At 39.0% G+C, this 16,080-nt stretch carries 17 protein-coding genes; 5 read left to right on the forward strand and 12 right to left on the reverse strand.

The features are described from left to right. Positions 1-142: 142 nt before the first annotated feature. From ABR189_RS18885 to ABR189_RS18925, 9 genes are all read right to left on the reverse strand, one after another. Complete coding sequence (locus ABR189_RS18885; RefSeq protein ID WP_354662024.1) at positions 143-1,132, reverse strand: DUF6371 domain-containing protein; 990 nt, start codon at positions 1,130-1,132, stop codon at positions 143-145. Between the two features lie 176 nt (positions 1,133-1,308). Beyond that, the gene (locus tag ABR189_RS18890) at positions 1,309-2,499 is read right to left on the reverse strand and encodes an AAA family ATPase (RefSeq protein WP_354662025.1); all 1,191 of its coding nucleotides are present in this window, start codon (positions 2,497-2,499) and stop codon (positions 1,309-1,311) included. A 112-nt stretch (positions 2,500-2,611) separates the two neighbouring features. Beyond that, positions 2,612-2,947, reverse strand: coding sequence for a helix-turn-helix domain-containing protein (locus ABR189_RS18895; protein WP_354662026.1), 336 nt, complete (start codon positions 2,945-2,947; stop codon positions 2,612-2,614). Positions 2,948-3,325: 378 nt separating this feature from the next. Continuing rightward, positions 3,326-4,201 carry a hypothetical protein gene (locus tag ABR189_RS18900; protein ID WP_354662027.1) on the reverse strand — a complete coding sequence of 292 codons (876 nt, stop codon included), beginning with the start codon at positions 4,199-4,201 and terminating at the stop codon, positions 3,326-3,328. A gap of 281 nt (positions 4,202-4,482) precedes the next feature. Further along, complete coding sequence (locus tag ABR189_RS18905) at positions 4,483-5,721, reverse strand: tyrosine-type recombinase/integrase (RefSeq protein WP_354662028.1); 1,239 nt, start codon at positions 5,719-5,721, stop codon at positions 4,483-4,485. A gap of 548 nt (positions 5,722-6,269) precedes the next feature. Continuing rightward, positions 6,270-6,905: an NAD(P)H-binding protein gene (locus tag ABR189_RS18910; protein ID WP_354662029.1), complete on the reverse strand. Its 636-nt coding sequence runs from the start codon at positions 6,903-6,905 to the stop codon at positions 6,270-6,272. An 88-nt stretch (positions 6,906-6,993) separates the two neighbouring features. Next, positions 6,994-7,905 (reverse strand): alpha/beta hydrolase, encoded by a 912-nt coding sequence (locus ABR189_RS18915; RefSeq protein WP_354662030.1) that lies wholly within the window; start codon positions 7,903-7,905, stop codon positions 6,994-6,996. A gap of 312 nt (positions 7,906-8,217) precedes the next feature. Beyond that, positions 8,218-9,033, reverse strand: a complete 816-nt coding sequence (locus tag ABR189_RS18920; protein ID WP_354662031.1) for a helix-turn-helix domain-containing protein — start codon at positions 9,031-9,033, stop codon at positions 8,218-8,220. A 187-nt stretch (positions 9,034-9,220) separates the two neighbouring features. Continuing rightward, positions 9,221-10,117 carry a helix-turn-helix domain-containing protein gene (locus tag ABR189_RS18925; protein ID WP_354662032.1) on the reverse strand — a complete coding sequence of 299 codons (897 nt, stop codon included), beginning with the start codon at positions 10,115-10,117 and terminating at the stop codon, positions 9,221-9,223. Positions 10,118-10,305: 188 nt separating this feature from the next. Here ABR189_RS18925 and ABR189_RS18930 point away from each other — a divergent pair, with 188 nt between their 5' ends. The 4 genes from ABR189_RS18930 to ABR189_RS18945 all read left to right on the forward strand — a co-directional run bounded on the left by ABR189_RS18930 (position 10,306) and on the right by ABR189_RS18945 (position 12,695). Beyond that, entirely contained in the window at positions 10,306-10,872 is a 567-nt protein-coding gene (locus ABR189_RS18930; RefSeq protein ID WP_354662033.1) for a sugar O-acetyltransferase, read from the forward strand. Between the two features lies 1 nt (position 10,873). Continuing rightward, complete coding sequence (locus tag ABR189_RS18935; RefSeq protein ID WP_354662034.1) at positions 10,874-11,344, forward strand: cyclophilin-like fold protein; 471 nt, start codon at positions 10,874-10,876, stop codon at positions 11,342-11,344. Between the two features lie 5 nt (positions 11,345-11,349). Continuing rightward, complete coding sequence (locus ABR189_RS18940; protein WP_354662035.1) at positions 11,350-12,435, forward strand: alpha/beta hydrolase; 1,086 nt, start codon at positions 11,350-11,352, stop codon at positions 12,433-12,435. 65 nt (positions 12,436-12,500) lie between these two features. Beyond that, positions 12,501-12,695: a Rossmann-fold NAD(P)-binding domain-containing protein gene (locus ABR189_RS18945; RefSeq protein ID WP_354662036.1), complete on the forward strand. Its 195-nt coding sequence runs from the start codon at positions 12,501-12,503 to the stop codon at positions 12,693-12,695. Between the two features lie 445 nt (positions 12,696-13,140). On the opposite strand, the gene ABR189_RS18950 is transcribed toward ABR189_RS18945, so the two are convergent. Further along, complete coding sequence (locus ABR189_RS18950; protein ID WP_354662037.1) at positions 13,141-13,458, reverse strand: hypothetical protein; 318 nt, start codon at positions 13,456-13,458, stop codon at positions 13,141-13,143. A gap of 425 nt (positions 13,459-13,883) precedes the next feature. Between ABR189_RS18950 and ABR189_RS18955 the strand changes: the two genes are divergently transcribed. Then, complete coding sequence (locus ABR189_RS18955) at positions 13,884-14,486, forward strand: hypothetical protein (RefSeq protein ID WP_354662039.1); 603 nt, start codon at positions 13,884-13,886, stop codon at positions 14,484-14,486. A gap of 225 nt (positions 14,487-14,711) precedes the next feature. Here the strand turns inward: ABR189_RS18955 and ABR189_RS18960 are convergent, their stop codons facing one another. Continuing rightward, positions 14,712-15,428 (reverse strand): DUF4198 domain-containing protein, encoded by a 717-nt coding sequence (locus tag ABR189_RS18960; RefSeq protein ID WP_354662040.1) that lies wholly within the window; start codon positions 15,426-15,428, stop codon positions 14,712-14,714. Positions 15,429-15,784: 356 nt separating this feature from the next. Further along, the gene (locus ABR189_RS18965) at positions 15,785-16,027 is read right to left on the reverse strand and encodes a helix-turn-helix domain-containing protein (protein WP_354662041.1); all 243 of its coding nucleotides are present in this window, start codon (positions 16,025-16,027) and stop codon (positions 15,785-15,787) included. Positions 16,028-16,080: the final 53 nt, after the last annotated feature.

Here is a 16,080-nt window from a genome sequence, read left to right on the forward strand (position 1 = left end):
TATGTCATATAAAAAGTGGGAAAAGCCTGTATTACTTAACTTGCCTTATTGCACCCGGCATTTAACCTTAAATAACCGTTATTTAAGGCTCGGTTCCGCTTGGCGGATCAGCAATAACCCTTAAAAAGCCTTTATTTAAGGGTTATTTTAATGGATTATCCCAAAATGTGGGGTAACCTTCCACTGTTAAAGCTACTCCTGTACTATCCCGGTTTAATAACAGGTAATCTGCTAAATCCCATCCGTTAGTATGTTGTGCATCTGTTGCATTTTTTTCCAGCAGATCAGATACAACTACTTTACAACCCGTACTCTTCGCTACTTCCCTTGCCTTAAATTGCCATTTATCAAAACATCCCAGATCAGGGAATAATATCACAGTTCTACCTTTCAAAACCTTATATACATTTGGATCAGTCCATTTACAGCCATTTATACCACCGGTAGCTAACCAGGTAACCCCGGAGAAATATGCTTTAGCGATGATGGCGGTTTTTTCGCTCTCCACAATTGCCACAGGGTAATCATTGCCTGGTAAAAGATGCTCACCAAAAAAGCATTGCTGTAGGTTTGCATCATAATTGCTCAGTAGTTTTTTACCGGCAAAGAATGCTCCCTTTTCCTTGTTTCTCCTTCCTGTACCAGCATCATAACACATTACTTTAGCTTGCCTCAGTTTGCCTACAATGTCAATTTGCCAGAACACATTTGCACCGGGCCAATGTCGGGAGGTGCCTACCTTATAAAGTGCTACCAGTTTATTTGATAACTCATTACAAAACAGGCTACGTAAAAACAGCAGGAAGTTATTACTGTCATAAGCGGTTAACGTTTGGCTTAATAGCATATCAGGCAAATAGTCAATAGTCCTATGCTGTTTAACGGGTCGTACTTTAGATATCGGTTGCTGGAATTGCTGTAATACCTCTTTGTTATCATCAAAGTACTGTTTGGGGGTATAATGAAACCCGCAATTGCTTTCCCGGTTGCATCTCCCTACATATTCCGGTAATAGCTCCCCTGTTTCAGTATCAATGTAGCGGGTAAACTCTCTTTGTTTATTACAGGCCGGACATCGATAACGGGAAGCTGGGCCGGAGTATGATTGCAAAATGAATCTGTGATTATTCATATCAAAGTGGGTTAACTGGGTTAACCGGGTTACTGTAACCCAGTTTGTCCAGGTAAATTGTACTTACATTTAGATAGTCGGTTAAGTGGGTTAACCGGGTTATTTTAACTGGGTTAAGTGGGTTACGTGCCTATATATATAGGCACTAACCAACCCACTTTTTTAACCGACTTGGTTTAACCCACTTTAAGCAATAATTGGTACTTAGGGAAGCCGTTACCTTTTACTTTTTCAACCAGCTTTTTATTTTGATAATATTGTATAAACTCCTTTGCTTTAGTTTGCCCACACTTTACACCATACTTTTGAAAGTATATGATCAATTGCGTTTGTAACTCTCCATACTGGGGGGATGGATTAAATGCAAATATTTCCTTTAGCACCTTATTGTGTGTTTCCTCCGGTATGTCCAGGGGAATAATACCAGGCTTTCTGTTTGTAGATCCTGATACCTGCCAATCTTCCACCAGGTAGGGTAACCCGGTTTTGTCTATCCCGAAAGCAAAGGGTTTAAAACCCTTATCCCGGCAGTACTCTGCTTCAACTATTGAAATATCAGGGTTTGAAGTGTCTTTAGTGACAGATAAGACGCTTTCCGCCTTGTTTATTACCTCTGTGCCTAAATGCCCCCGAGCGTCTGTATTACCCTTGTTTTGATGAATAACGACAATGATATGGATGTTGAATTGTTCAGTCCATTTGAGCAGTAACGATGTTATGTTGGTTGCCTGTTCTTCATCATTAATAGAGGTTACCAGGTCACGTATTCCATCAATTACCACAAGGCCCACCCCTTCGGTATTGTAAATGGCGTATTCAATAAGTTGCAGGCGTTCAGCCGGTCGGTAGGGCCTTAATCCATAAGCATGAAAGTTTAAAGGCTCCTGAATGCCGGATAACTCGCAGACCCTTTTAACTACCTTTTGAACATGGTATTTACTTTGTTCCGTATCAAAATATAATACGGTTGTACCAGATTCCAGTTTGCTATTAATACAATCCAATACTAATGCGTTCTTTACTGCTGCTGCTAATGCAGTGGTAATTAAAAACGTTTTACGGCTTTTGGCCTTCCCAATCACAGCAGAGAAGTTACCTAACGTTCCCAGGGCTACCGGTTCTTCTTTATCCTGTATGATTTCCAGGCAAACCGGAGGAGGAGGAATATTGGTAGCAACATCAATTTTACATTGCTCCAGGATATGTATAAGATTGTCCGTATTAAAATCAATGGTAGGAGTGATTTTCTCTTTTATTCTATCACAAAGTGTTAGGATCTCATTGGCTATAGTATTATTGTTTATAGCGCTGGTGTATTCATGTTGCCTGCTATCTTTACACTGTTCATTCCTGTTTTGTTCCTGCATAGCTTGTGCTTTTTTAGGCATTAATTGCCCAATTATTGCCGAAAAAACAATAGATTTTGCGCAATGCCGCCTATATGACTAATGACATTGATTGCCGGGTTATTGCCGAGCTTTAACGCTTCTTTTTGCTGGTTAAGAAGTTATCCGCTTCTTCCTGCATTTCTGCAATAGTTTTCTTTTTACCCTGTTTTAACCAGTCTGTTAATTCCTGGCGGGAGAAATAAAGTTTTTTACCCTTTTTCATGCAGGGTATTTTTGATTGACACACCAGGTTATAAATGCTTGCTTTTGCAAGATTTAAGTAATTAGCAGCCTCACTAATGTTTAGCAGGTCCTTATTTTCTTTGCAGGTGCTATCAGACGGTTTTACTTGTTCTGTAATAACAGTACGGATAGCATTTTGCATAATTGCTTGTAGTTGTTCGCTGTCTAGTTGTAGAATAATCATCTTATAATCATTTTGTTATTGGCAAAATTGTAATGATTAATCCTGACTAGTTATATACCTGATATCAGGTTAATATTGGAATATGGATAAGCGTTTGTAAACCACCCATTATGAAAGTCTGAAAAATCATGTTGCCTTTCCTTTTATAATACGTCAATTAAGGGCAAAAATGCCTGTTTGGTGAGAAACTTTTTTAACAATTCAATTCCAGAAACAGGTAAGTAATTATATCACCAGTGTACTTAATTGGGATAATATTACGGCTATTAAGGGTGCGTACCAGAATGCGTACTTAAAAAATGGCTATGATTAGCCCCTTTTCACAGTTCCTGATAACCGCAAAGGGATTAGTAAAAGAAGGACCCAAGAAACTCTGGGTTATTTGCAGATTCGATTGGTTACCGCTTTGGTAGTTGTCTTGCTCATTGCTTCAAATATAGCTACATTACTTTCAGCGCTACCATTATTAAGGGCTTGGCTTAAATCCACATCATACTTAGCCAGGTTAACACCAAGTGTCCCTCCTATGGAGGTCATTACGGTTTCTTTACTTGGTATTTGTCCGTTGGTATCCTGGAAAAAGCGCATTTCATACATTGCATTGATGATCCGTATAAAATCAATCCGTACTCCTTTGGTAGATGATAATAATAAGTTACCACCATATGCATTTTGCATTTTCTTTAGTTCCTGTTGTTGCTTAATCCTTTCCATTTCTGATTTACACTTAATATCAAACCCGGATGATGGTAAATCATTCGCTATGACTTCCTGCTGATATAAGGCTATAATATCAATTAAGTGGGCAAGCCTTTCATGGTCATCAGAAAGAGAATTTAAATGTACTTTAGTTGCTCGCCAATCAAAAGCAGGGCCTTCTTCGGCTTCCTCTGTAGGGCAGGGGCAATAAACTTCAACCTCTTTATTAACTAGGCTTAAACACAGTTTAAGTTTATCATTGGCAAAAATGAAAATACCTTGTAAATCGCTATTGAGTTTTGCTGCCAATATGCGATAAATCAAAAAGCATTCATCCTCATCAAATTCAGTAAGTCGTACTTTTACTGCCTCTAAAGCAATTATTGGATTTTCTCTGTGAGAAAGTATAATAGTGTATAGCTCCTGGTATTTGAGGAAGATTTTCTCTACATCAAATAACCCTTTTAAATCGCCGGTGGTAAGTAGTTCGTAATATTCATATATCGCATCACAGGTAACAAACCGTTTATAATCTGTACTTAGCCCAATCTCCATTTTTTTTGGTTAATATCTAACAAACAATAAAAAATAATAAACATCACGAATGTATTAAGTTTTGCTTGTTCCGGTATGCAAAAAAAATTAGCATTTTACACATTATGTGAGTAAAAAAAATGCAGAGCATACGGTATTGATATAAGTAATTGATTTATTATTTAATATAAGTTATTTTTTATTATTATAAAATGCTAAATTATTTAGTTAAAAATATTGATGAAACATGTAATTGAAAAATTAGCGGTAGATAGTTGAGGTGGTATGTAAACTACTTTAGGTTAACTATTTTTAAACGCAGTTAAAACTTTAGCCATTTCTAATTTCTTTTCATCTTCAAAACTATCCAGGTAGTTTTTTGTCGTTTTAGCATCAGCATGGCCGAGTGTTTCAGATATAAATTCTGTACTAGCTCCCGATCGCTTTAAGACTGTAGCATAAGAATGCCTAGCTGTGTATGTAGTTACGTCTTTATTAAGTTTCAGGTTCTTAGCAATTCCCCTCATACCTTTGTTAGTAACCTTTACAAATTGGTGTATTAAGGCATGTTGCCGTTCGGGGGTAATTCCCCTTTCCAGTATAGGGAAAATGTAATTGTCCGGAAGGGTGTCTTTGTTTCCCCATCTTTCGATGATGCTTTTTATATCATCTGTAAACGGTATGGTAATAATTGTAGGGTTTCCTCGGCGGCTTCGTTTGGTTTTAGCCCGTTCATAAATAATGAAATCACCTTGAATGTCTTTAAACTTTAAAAGTGCTATATCTTTTGGATTAATACCATTACTCAAATAGGATAATAACCAAAACGCTTTTGATTGTTCCTCACCGGCAATGGCTGGATTAGGGTCATAATGATATATTTCTCCTACTTCTGACAGTTTAAGTGCTTTTTTAACATTTTTGCCAGTTGGGATTTCATATTTTCCTTTGCCAAAAGGATAAAAATCTCTGGAAATAATCTTATCACTTATGGCAATGTTAAATACTGTCCGTAATGCTCGTAAGTAAATACCTACAGTAGTAATTGATCGACCATTACCTAACATCCAGTTTTCATACTTATTAAGAAATTCAGGGGTTATGTCATCAAAACTCACTTTTCTCATGTTCTCTGTAAATTTCTTTACACTATTCATACTACATTCATAGCTAAGGGCTGTACCAATTCGTTCCTCTGCCCTCAATGCTTTGCTATAATCGGTATAGATAGAAAGTACACTATTCCAATCAGACTTCTTTTTTAAAAACTTGGCATCAAAACCTTTCCAGTTAAAGCCGCCTTTTAGGTCGTCTATGATTTCTTGGGCTTTAGTCTGTAGTCCGGTTAGTTCCAGGAGTATCTTTTTATATTCTTCCCGGGGCTTAGCTGTAAATAGTTTATTAAATTCTTCAATAGATAAATCAAACCTCGTCGGGTAGTATACCTGTTTGCGCTGATATGTAATACGGATTTTTACAGGGTATTTTAAATCCTTTTTTTCTCGACGGGTATCGTGGATTATTGCAGTTAATGCTTTCATGTTTTCGTCTTTGGGATTTGCATACAATTTGCATACAAATGTACTCAAAATCGTGATTGTAAATGTATGTAAGAGAATTTGTTTTTTCATGAAACCCTTTGCAGTAAAGAGTTCTGTTAGATATTGTTAAGTAAGGGTAAATATTAAGAAAGATGCAAAAAAAGACTGTTAATCAGAGGGTCGCTGGTTCAAGTCCAGCAGGGGGAGCTAAAGCGTTCTTAACGAACACTAACGAACTACAAAACCCGCGCTAGTCGCGGGTTTTGTCATTTTAGGCATTTTTGAAAATCCGTTAAAAACCGCTGATTTTCGCCATTTATTTTCGGAAAATTTTCGGATTGTTTACGGATTTTATGCCTGTTTTTGATCAATTCTTACCCTTTTGAAACTCAAGGATTATGGTATGCAGAAACTTTATGACCAGGAATTTCCACTAGTCTTTTGCCACGCTTTGAAAAGATGCATACAGCTTTCCGTCAGGCCTGGTTGGATAATTCAGGTGCGTATTTATCAATAAAGCTGTTTTCGGCTTTTCCTTACTGTTTCTACTAATAAAAAGCAGGCTTGTCCCCGTAAACACCCGGTTTGTTGACACCCACACTTGCTTTTACGTCTTTTTCAGGATGCAGAATAACATCGGCAATGTAGGCACCCACTGCTTTTCTGGCTACTTCCGTACCAATGAACGGTTCGCCTTTCTGTGTGGTCTCGTAGTCTGTTTCATCCTTGTCCGTTAACCACGATGGTCGTACCACCGTATAATCCAGACCTGATTTTTCTATGATGCGTGTCGCTTTGCCGTAACGTTCCAATTCAGAACCTATCATTCGGTTGTTCCATTCCCCGAATTTACCCGCAACCTCATCATACACCCCAAGACAGGTGACAAATAACAAACGTTTTACACCTTGCTGTGTCATTGTTTCCGAAATGACTTTCGCCATTTTATCTACATCTCCTGCAAGATTGGCGTACACAATGTCCTGGCCATTGATAGCATTGGTCAGTTCCTCACGGTTCAGTACATCACCGCTGATGATCTTAGACATAGAACCGAGAAATGCCAATTGCTGTGTATCTCTTGCAAACAGTGTTAAATCAATGTCTTTATTTTCCTGAAGGAAGCCTATCACGTGCTGTGCGATCGCACCACCAGCTCCCAGGACTAAAACTTTCGTGCTCATTTAGTATATTCTTTATTGATACAATATGGAAAGCCCAATAATCTTACTTTAGAGATAAGACCACAGGGCTTATCCTTAAACTTTACGCTTACAGGTTTTCCTGATAGAATGGGATTAATTTATCCAATGCTATTTTCACAGGTTCCGGTTTATCGTACAGGTCATAATGCGACCATCCATCTACCACTACCAGTTCTTTCTTTGTAGAAGCTGCACGGCGGATGATTTCGTAACCGTCTCTGTACGCTCCAAAGGCTCCCGGTTTCCTACCTACAATAACCAACAATGGCTGCGTTAATAATTTCTCTGCTAAGTTGTAAGCATCCCAAGTCATTGCTGCCGCATTGTGCGAGAACAAGGTTTTGTTTACACCATTGGGTTTTTCACCACGGGAAGTACGGTAATATTCTGTTGCTTCTAATAGGTCAATATCTGTATTGGCTTCTTTTGCCATTTCATAGGTTGGGTAAAGGCCCTGGTCAACTCTTAACGCTGCACCTCTTGCCTCGGCAGTTCTTTGTGCTGCGATAGCTTCAAGATTTGCAATCGGGTCGCCAAACTCACGCATTACACGGCCGTAGTTTGCACCGGTAAGTGTTGCAACGGCTTTGATACGGCGTTCTTTCATCGTTGCGTTGATAACATATCCACCTGCACCACACATCCCTAGTGCACCGATCCGGTTTTCGTCAACGAAAGGAAGTGTTACCAGGTAATCACAAGCATAGCTGTAATCTTCCACACGGAACGAAGGATCTTCCAAAAATCGTGGTTCACCGCCACTTTCGCCCTGGAAAGAAGCATCAGGAACCAATACCACAAATCCGGCATCGGCAAATGCTTGTCCGTAAACATTTCCAGAAGTCTGCTCTTTACAGCTCCCGATGGGGTGCGTACTGATGATAGCCGGATACTTTTTGTTTTCATCAAAATTTGGTGGGAAAAGCAAATCTGCTGCGATGTCCCAATAAAGCGCTTTGAATTTTACTGGCGTTTTCATTTTTCTAATTTTTTAAATTAATGTTTATCTACTTTTTTAAGATTGTCTCTGAAGAATTGGGTGATCTTGTCAATACTTTGATCTATATACAGTGGAATATAATAGAGGTCGAAGTGGTTGGCTCCCTCCACTTTAAATCGTCAGGAAAGAATAGATTCCAGCCATATCGATTGCTCCGTTCTTGAATATTACTGACTGTTGCTTGTTCTTCTCTTTTTAATTGCTGTTAAACATTCAATTATTTTGATAGAACAAAGGTAAACGGACCTTTAGATTGGGTTTGAAAACAAAACACTTTAAAAGCGAAACGTTTTACTGATTTCTGAAAACTTTGGGTGAAATACCTGTTTTCTGACGGAAGAAACGTGTAAAATAGGTAGGATATTCAAAGCCCAGGCTGTACGCAATCTCATTGACGGTAAGTTTGGTCTCACGCAGCTTTTTCTTGGCTATCTGTATGATGTACTGATGGATGTGCTCTATCGGCGATTGCCCTGTAAAGTGCTTGATGACATCCCCAAAATAATTTACGGAAAGGTTGGCTTTGGATGCAAAGTAATTGACCGTGGGAAATTCCTCTTTTCTTTCACTTTCAAAGTATTGGTCTAATTGCTTATAGAAATCAGCCACAGCCTTATTGTAGATTTTGCTTCGGGCTTCAAACTGACGTTCATAGAAAATCTGTGTATAGGAAAGGATTAAGGTTGCATAAGAGATGAGTACATCCTGCGAAAAGTCATCTTGCTGGTGTTCCTCATAAGCCTTGATAAAAAGATCGTACAAGAGTTTGCTTTCCCTGTCAGTCAGGAAAAGGGCTTCATGGCGGGTGTAGCCTGTGAACGTATAATCCTTTGCGAACTTATCCAATAGCTTAGCATTAACGAAGATGCCATAGCCGATAAAAGGGGCTGACAAATCCCACTCCATAATATTCCCAGGCTTGTCCAGGAAAAGGTAGGAGCTTGACATTTCTTCAATAGGCGGGTGTACATCAATATTTTTCTTAATTGCGATCAGGTAAAATTCAAGCTGTACAGGTGGCGATTTCAGCAACATACTTTTGTGTTCATCGTAATGGATTACCTGAACCCCGTCGTCATTTTTGCCATTTACGTTAATGTACTTCAAAAACGCCGGTATGTTATATGAATTAGCCATTTCCCCAATTTATGATTTACACTCCAAAATTAAAAAAATGGATAGGCTATAAACGAAACATTCAACTGTAAAAGCAAAACATTTTACTGGTTGTGATTTAGGGATATTATACCTATATGGCACAACAGTGGCGTTGAAAGCGACCCTGCTCCACTCTTTAATTCAAGTTCCTGTACTCGTTGGGCGTTCTGCCTGTTTTTTGTTTGAAAAGACGGGTAAAATGCTGCTGGTATTTAAACCCCAATTCTGTGGCAATATCATTGATAGTTTTAGTGGTATCAAACATCTTTGTTTTTGCTTCGTCAACCAGCTTCGATTGTATGTAATCCAACGCAGTTGTGCCTGTTTCCTTTTTAATCAAGTCGCCAAAATAATTGGGGGAAAGATGCAATTGTTCTGCACACCAGGCTACAGAGGGTAAGCCCAGTAGAGGTGCCTTTCCCAATTTGAAATAATCGCTAAGTAGATTTTCAAACTGTACCAAAATATCTCTATTGGCATGGCTCCGGGTAATAAACTGGCGGTCGTAGAAACGCATACAATAGTTCAACAGTAATTCTATGTTTGATACAATGAGCGTTTTACTATGCTTGTCAATATTCTGCGCCATTTCCGAAGCAATTTTTTCGAGGCATTCTACAATCGTCTTTCGTTCCTTTTTCGACAGGTGCAATGCCTCGTTTACTTCATAAGAAAAAAACGAATACTCTTTGATTGTTTTTACCAAATGAGTACCAGCAATTAAATCCGGGTGAAACAGCAAGCCATATCCAGACGGGTTTTCATTCACACTATGATTGTCGATACCATAAACCTGCCCAGGAGCAACAAAAACAAGTGTTCCATCCTGATAGTCATAAGGCTTGCCGCCATATAGTATATCTCCGCATTTAGCATCTTTCAAAAACACGGCATAAATATTCATGTATCGCCTAAAATTCCTGACAAATGGAAGGTCGCTGAATTTGACAACACTTACCAATGGATGCAAAGTATCTACACCGGCGTAATCATTATAATTCTTTACAGTATCTATTCGCTCAAATTGTTCCATAATCCTACTATTACCCTACAAATTTAGAAAACCTTAACCCGTCTTCAATACATCTAAAGTAAAATCCGTAAAACTGGTAAAAAGAACAGTATCCTGTATAAATAACCTACCACTAATTCTATCGAAATTTGCAGAAGTGAGTTTACAATACTCTGTCTACAAATAAACTAGCAATCAATAAATTAATTATGGCAAATGAAAAAGATATTTTTGAACGGCTAAGAAATGGGGAAACTATACCGTCAAATGACCCACATGGTTACAAATTGAGAGAGGCTTCCTATGCCACGAAAAAATTGCTTGTTCAGATGAACAATTCAGCAGACCCCGCAGAAATCAGAACAATACTAAGCCAAATTACAAATAGCGAAATTGACGAAAGCGTTGCCGTATTTACGCCTTTATACATCAACTACGGAAAGCATACCCAAATAGGCAGAAACGTATTTATCAATTTTGATTGTACTTTTTTGGATTTGGGTGGTATTACCATTGAAGATAATGTGCAGATAGCACCAAAAGTAAATTTGTTATCAGAGGGGCATCCTGTATCGCCCGAAGAGAGACAATCTTTAATGGTTGGGCCTATCCATATTAAAAAGAATGCGTGGATCGGCGCTAACGCTACCATACTTCCGGGAGTAACCATTGGCGAAAATGCCGTGGTGGCCTCCGGTGCTGTAGTTACTAAAGACGTACCTGATAATACTATAGTAGGCGGCATTCCGGCCAAAATGATTAAAAGCATTGAATGATATGAACAGGTTAATAATTACAACCCTGCTCTTGGTCGGCTGCACCCAGGTATATGCCTGTAGTGCAGACAAAGGTCTGGATGCTTCAATACAGCAAGATGATACTTCAAAAAAAGATACCATGAAATTAAAGATAACCATAGGCGATAAAACGGCAACCGCCATTTTATACGATAACCCTACGAGCAGGGATTTTGCGGCCATGTTACCTGTTACGGTTAAGATGGATGACTATTCAAACACAGAGAAAATCTTTTATCCTTCCCGTAAAGTCTCTGTCAAAGATGCACCGGCAGGCTTTGATCCTTCTGTTGGCGATATAACCCTGTATGCGCCCTGGGGGAACATTGCCTTATTCTATAAAGATTTCGGTTACTCAAGCGGACTGATCTCCATTGGAAAAATAACAAGCGGAATAGAAGCTTTTGCAGTTAAAGGCTCTATTACCGCAAAATTTGAATTGGTAAAATAAATGGCATGAAAAGATTAACAATAATAGTAATGGCAACACTTATGCTCTTAGGGCAAGCCTGCACACAAAAACAGAATCCGGACGAACAAAATTCAGATCAAATAAACACTGCAGATAACACAGAACATTACACATTTACATTAAGTGATAAAGTGATCCGTCAAAAAGTATATTTTAAAAACCGTTATGGCATTACCCTTACAGGCGATCTATATCTTCCGAAAGATCAGGGTAGCGAACCTTTGGCGGCTCTTGCCATTAGTGGACCTTTCGGGGCTGTAAAAGAACAATCATCGGGATTGTACGCCACCCAAATGGCAGAACGTGGTTTTGCAGCACTGGCCTTTGACCCGTCTTATACGGGCGAAAGCGGGGGTGAACCTCGTGCAGTGGCCTCTCCTGACATCAATACAGAGGATTTCAGTGCAGCCGTTGACTTTCTTGGCATTCAGAAGAACATTGACCGCAACAAAATCGGTATCATAGGCATATGTGGCTGGGCGGGTTTTGCCTTGAACGCCACCGCAATTGATAAGCGTGTAAAAGCCGTTGCTACCACAAGCATGTACGATATGACCAGAGTAATGTCTAAAGGCTATAATGATGCTGTTACCCGGGAACAACGTACCAAAACATTAGAACAATTAGGTGAGCAGCGCTGGAAAGATGCCGAAACAGGGACATTTGCAGCGGGAACAATATTAAATGCTGAAAAACTGAAAGGTGATGAGCCGCAATTTGTTAAAGAATATTACGACTATTACCGCACACCGCGTGGGTTTCATCAACGTTCCCTTAACTCAACAGGCGCCTGGAACGCTACTAATGCCTTATCGTTTATGAACATGCCGATTTTAACCTATATCAAAGAGATTTCACCGAGGCCAATGCTTTTGATTGCCGGAGAAAAAGCCCATTCGCGCTATTTCAGCGAAGATGCCTATAAAGCAGCCGCCGAACCAAAAGAGTTAGTTATTATTCCAAATGCCGTACACGTGGATCTATATGACAAAGTAGATGTAATCCCTTTTACCAAGCTGGAAACGTTTTTTAAAGAACATTTAAAAGCAACAAGCTATGAATTTAAATAAAAAAGTATGGTTCATTACAGGAGCCAATAAAGGCATGGGTGCAGCAATAAAATGTGTTCTGCACCATGAACGGAACGCAAACCGGAGATCCGACTAAATTGGCCAAAGGTCTTATCAAGGTAGTAAATTCAGAAGATGCCCCTGTACGTCTGCTGATTAGTAAGCCCGCCATACCAGCAGTAGATACGTATTATAAAAACCGCTACGCAGAATTTGAGAAATGGCATGATGTATCAGCAGATAGTGATTTTGAAGAATAAATCAATGTAACTGATATTACGTAATGAAGTGATCAGCTACTGGGGGGAATGCGGAATATTTACTGATTTGTTTTAAATAGTTGATTACCACTATTTTATTATCCCCAGCAGGGGAGCAAAAACGTTAACGAACTAAAAAAAACGCGCTAGTAGCGGGTTTTGTCATTTTAGGTATTTTTGAGAATCCGTTAAAAACCATTGATTTTCGCCAAATGTTTTCGGATTGTTTTCGGATTTTTAGCCCAGGCACTAATTAAAGTACCCCATGAAATGGCTAAAAAATTTCATTAATTGGACCCCGCCCAAAGCGTTATGCCCAGGCCGAAGAATATTTTAAGAACCTACCGAAAGAACAACAGAAAATAATAAACTCCTTTCAAACAATAGCACGAAATTTACACCTGCCCCCTAAAATATCGTTCCACCTCACTGGCATCCCCTTCTCTTAAGACAAAAAAGTGTGCAACATTTTTAAAACACCTCCAACAAAAGAAAGAATAACTCCTGTCAAAAAATAGTTTAGTGTTTTTCTGTAATATTTTTTTGCATTATCCCTATCGTATTCACGGTTGAGTATACGATATAAAGAAATAATTAAAAGAGAAATTCCAATAAGTGTGAACACTAAAATAAGTAAAGCAAGAATATCACTTCTATTATTACGTTTGACTAAAGAGGTTGCGAAGTTTAAAACAAACCCTAATATAATACCTCCAGCTGTTACGAGAGGTTGTCTGAAATTAAAAAGAGGATCTTTTTCCATAATTGAATAGGGCAATCACCTGATGATAAACCGTTAATTTAAATATTAGAAATTTGTAACCATAGATTGCTAATTATTTACATCATCTTTTCAAGATTTACTACCTAAGGATTGTTGTCTTTGGATTACTAATCCATAAATATCTTCATTTTTCATGAAAAAAAAGACTCCTTAAAAACAGTGATTGTTTTTACTTGTATATATTTTCTGATGAGATGAATGAAAATTGATCCGGATAAAAAACGGAGCGTTTAAAGTAATCAGGCACTAGTAGTTACATACCAGGTATTATCAGCCACCGGAACAGATGTGGTGGCTGCCTATTTGCCGGGAAACTAATATGTACAGGTAAACTGTTCATCAGGTACACACTCCTATTCTTTTCCTCATTTCCATAATATATATTTACACCTTTTTACCTTGCTATGAATAGATTATCTCTTGTTGTCCTGATGACCACTGTATTATTCAGCTGTGCTCCAAGGAAAGATACATACCGGTATCATGTTACAAAGGCCAACACTGCCAACCATCAATTCAAACAATTATTAATTGTATCTGCTGGTTCTATGGCCAACAGAAAGGTAGCGCAGGACCTCAAATATGCGTTGGATAAAAGCTTCAGAAAAATTGGAGTGACTACTGCTTATGAGCACCTGGGTAATGCAGAGTTCTGTACACCAGAAAATGTAAAGATTGCAGCAGGAAAATATCCGCATGATGCCGTTTTTGTTATTACCCCTCTTAGTGTTGCCAATGCAGTGATGATACCGGTTTATAACCATGCAAGCACCGATTTCAGGACTAATGAACTCCAATCAGTACAAACAACTGGCCGGGCTATAGATGTCTCCTATCAAACTTCCACCTTTAGTTTATTTGATGATGCGGATTATGCTAACCCTTACTGGACGGCTAATGTGGATCTTTCAATTAATCTGGCAGCAGAAAAAGTCTATGATAAACTAGCTGCGGGGTTATTGAAAACATGGAAGACGGAAGGAATAGTAGCCGGATCTGTCCGTTAAAGCCGGTTTTATTCTCAATGATATGCTGCTTTAGATCAATGGGTTTCCCTATCGCGTAACCTTATGTAATGTTCTGTAATAATCATTGCGTATCAGGTAAGTACTGGCCCGATAATGAAAAGGGGGATATCTCAGGCGATATCATTTTGTTGTCTCTATAGGATTCAAAGATAATCCCTGCCGAATAACGCTTCAGCAGGGATTATCTTTTATATAGGGAGGATATTACTTTACTTCCACACAGTAGGTGGCGCATTTCCAGATGGCCTCATATTTTTTTCCATGAAGCTCTCCCGCTTTCTTGTCGGTATTAGTCACTTCCACCATATATCTGCCTGGCCAGATAGGGGTAAAGCTGGCTTTGCCGGTAGAATCAGTATATAATTTCCTGCCCCACCCATTGGGTGCTACCACTTCCACTTCTTTTGATCCGGCTGGTTGCTGGTCCAGTAAGGTCTGGAGCGTGATGGCCTTGTTCTTTTGATAAGCACTTTGGGCGGGTGTATGAATACCAATAGTGTTGGTGTTATGTGCAGGATCGTTGCCAGTGCTGGCATTACCTACCTGTACAGTAGCGCTGGAGTTGTAATCCAGTAATTTACCGTGGTATACATCCTTCACGGTATGCTGCATGACCACTGTATAAACACCTTCCTGATCAGGTGTAAAATAGGCTTTGTAATGATCTTTGGCAGGCGTAACGGTCAGTTTTACTTCCTTTTTGTCCGGCGTTACCAGCACCAGGGTAAAGTTTTTGGTGTCAGAAAACCAGTCGGCCACCGGGGTGATGTCTTTATCAGCATATTCGCCGAAATAGATGCGTACTTCCTGTGCCTGTCCTTTTTTTCCGGAAGGGCTGGTTTCCATCCAGAAAGCATGCGCAAAGGTATTGGAGATAGCAAATACCAACAGCGCGATAATGAGTGTAAGCCTGTATTTCATATATGATAGTTTTGCAATGAACAGCGGATTGCTGCGGCACAAAAGTATCCTCAAGCATAGAAGGCCTATACTCCATTCGGAAAATATATTTACGCAAAAAGGAAATTAACAACTGTGATAGCAGGTTTTCTTCTTACCCCAGCACATATGTTTTTTTATAACATTGATAGCATCGGTATCTTTTCAGCGGTAACCAACCTAATAATATTTTAACTAAAATTGGCCGGCGTACTCTTTCTGTTAAGCTTCCCTTTTTACATTTAGGACAGATACGGTGCTGTTTCCCACTTGTAGCAATAGGTGTGGCTTCGGTTTCCATCATTTCCATTTCGGTGATACGGTTCGTTAATAATAGGTTATGGCCTTTCTTCCGGATTATAATCCAGTAATTCTCCTGGAGACATCTCTAAAGCATCTGCAATGGATATAAGCGTAATAATTGTAATGTTTAATCTTCCCTTTTCAATCTTATCTATCTGGCTATAGTCAACATCTGCAATGCTGGCCAATTGACGTAAGGATAGTTTTTTTGCTTTCCGTTGCTGATGTAGTTTTTCTCCAAGTGCTTTTAGTACAACCTGGTTCTTGTTTGTTAGCATTTTGACATAATGACTCTGTATTGGCACAACAAAAGTTGCAAGAATTATTTAAA

It is taken from the genome of Chitinophaga sp. H8 (assembly GCF_040567655.1).
Classification (GTDB): domain Bacteria; phylum Bacteroidota; class Bacteroidia; order Chitinophagales; family Chitinophagaceae; genus Chitinophaga; species Chitinophaga defluvii.

Bases quoted from the DNA above. Each gene is read 5' to 3' on its own strand.
- ABR189_RS18910 (WP_354662029.1), bottom strand. From the start codon at position 6,905: ATGAGCACGAAAGTTTTAGTCCTGGGAGCTGGTGGTGCGATCGCACAG.
- ABR189_RS18905 (WP_354662028.1), bottom strand. From the start codon at position 5,721: ATGAAAGCATTAACTGCAATAATCCACGATACCCGTCGAGAAAAAAAG.
- ABR189_RS18965 (WP_354662041.1), bottom strand. From the start codon at position 16,027: ATGCTAACAAACAAGAACCAGGTTGTACTAAAAGCACTTGGAGAAAAA.
- ABR189_RS18925 (WP_354662032.1), bottom strand. From the start codon at position 10,117: ATGGAACAATTTGAGCGAATAGATACTGTAAAGAATTATAATGATTAC.
- ABR189_RS18930 (WP_354662033.1), top strand. From the start codon at position 10,306: ATGGCAAATGAAAAAGATATTTTTGAACGGCTAAGAAATGGGGAAACT.
- ABR189_RS18950 (WP_354662037.1), bottom strand. From the start codon at position 13,458: ATGGAAAAAGATCCTCTTTTTAATTTCAGACAACCTCTCGTAACAGCT.
- ABR189_RS18935 (WP_354662034.1), top strand. From the start codon at position 10,874: ATGAACAGGTTAATAATTACAACCCTGCTCTTGGTCGGCTGCACCCAG.
- ABR189_RS18945 (WP_354662036.1), top strand. From the start codon at position 12,501: ATGAACGGAACGCAAACCGGAGATCCGACTAAATTGGCCAAAGGTCTT.
- ABR189_RS18900 (WP_354662027.1), bottom strand. From the start codon at position 4,201: ATGGAGATTGGGCTAAGTACAGATTATAAACGGTTTGTTACCTGTGAT.
- ABR189_RS18885 (WP_354662024.1), bottom strand. From the start codon at position 1,132: ATGAATAATCACAGATTCATTTTGCAATCATACTCCGGCCCAGCTTCC.
- ABR189_RS18940 (WP_354662035.1), top strand. From the start codon at position 11,350: ATGAAAAGATTAACAATAATAGTAATGGCAACACTTATGCTCTTAGGG.
- ABR189_RS18955 (WP_354662039.1), top strand. From the start codon at position 13,884: ATGAATAGATTATCTCTTGTTGTCCTGATGACCACTGTATTATTCAGC.
- ABR189_RS18915 (WP_354662030.1), bottom strand. From the start codon at position 7,905: ATGAAAACGCCAGTAAAATTCAAAGCGCTTTATTGGGACATCGCAGCA.
- ABR189_RS18895 (WP_354662026.1), bottom strand. From the start codon at position 2,947: ATGATTATTCTACAACTAGACAGCGAACAACTACAAGCAATTATGCAA.
- ABR189_RS18890 (WP_354662025.1), bottom strand. From the start codon at position 2,499: ATGCAGGAACAAAACAGGAATGAACAGTGTAAAGATAGCAGGCAACAT.
- ABR189_RS18960 (WP_354662040.1), bottom strand. From the start codon at position 15,428: ATGAAATACAGGCTTACACTCATTATCGCGCTGTTGGTATTTGCTATC.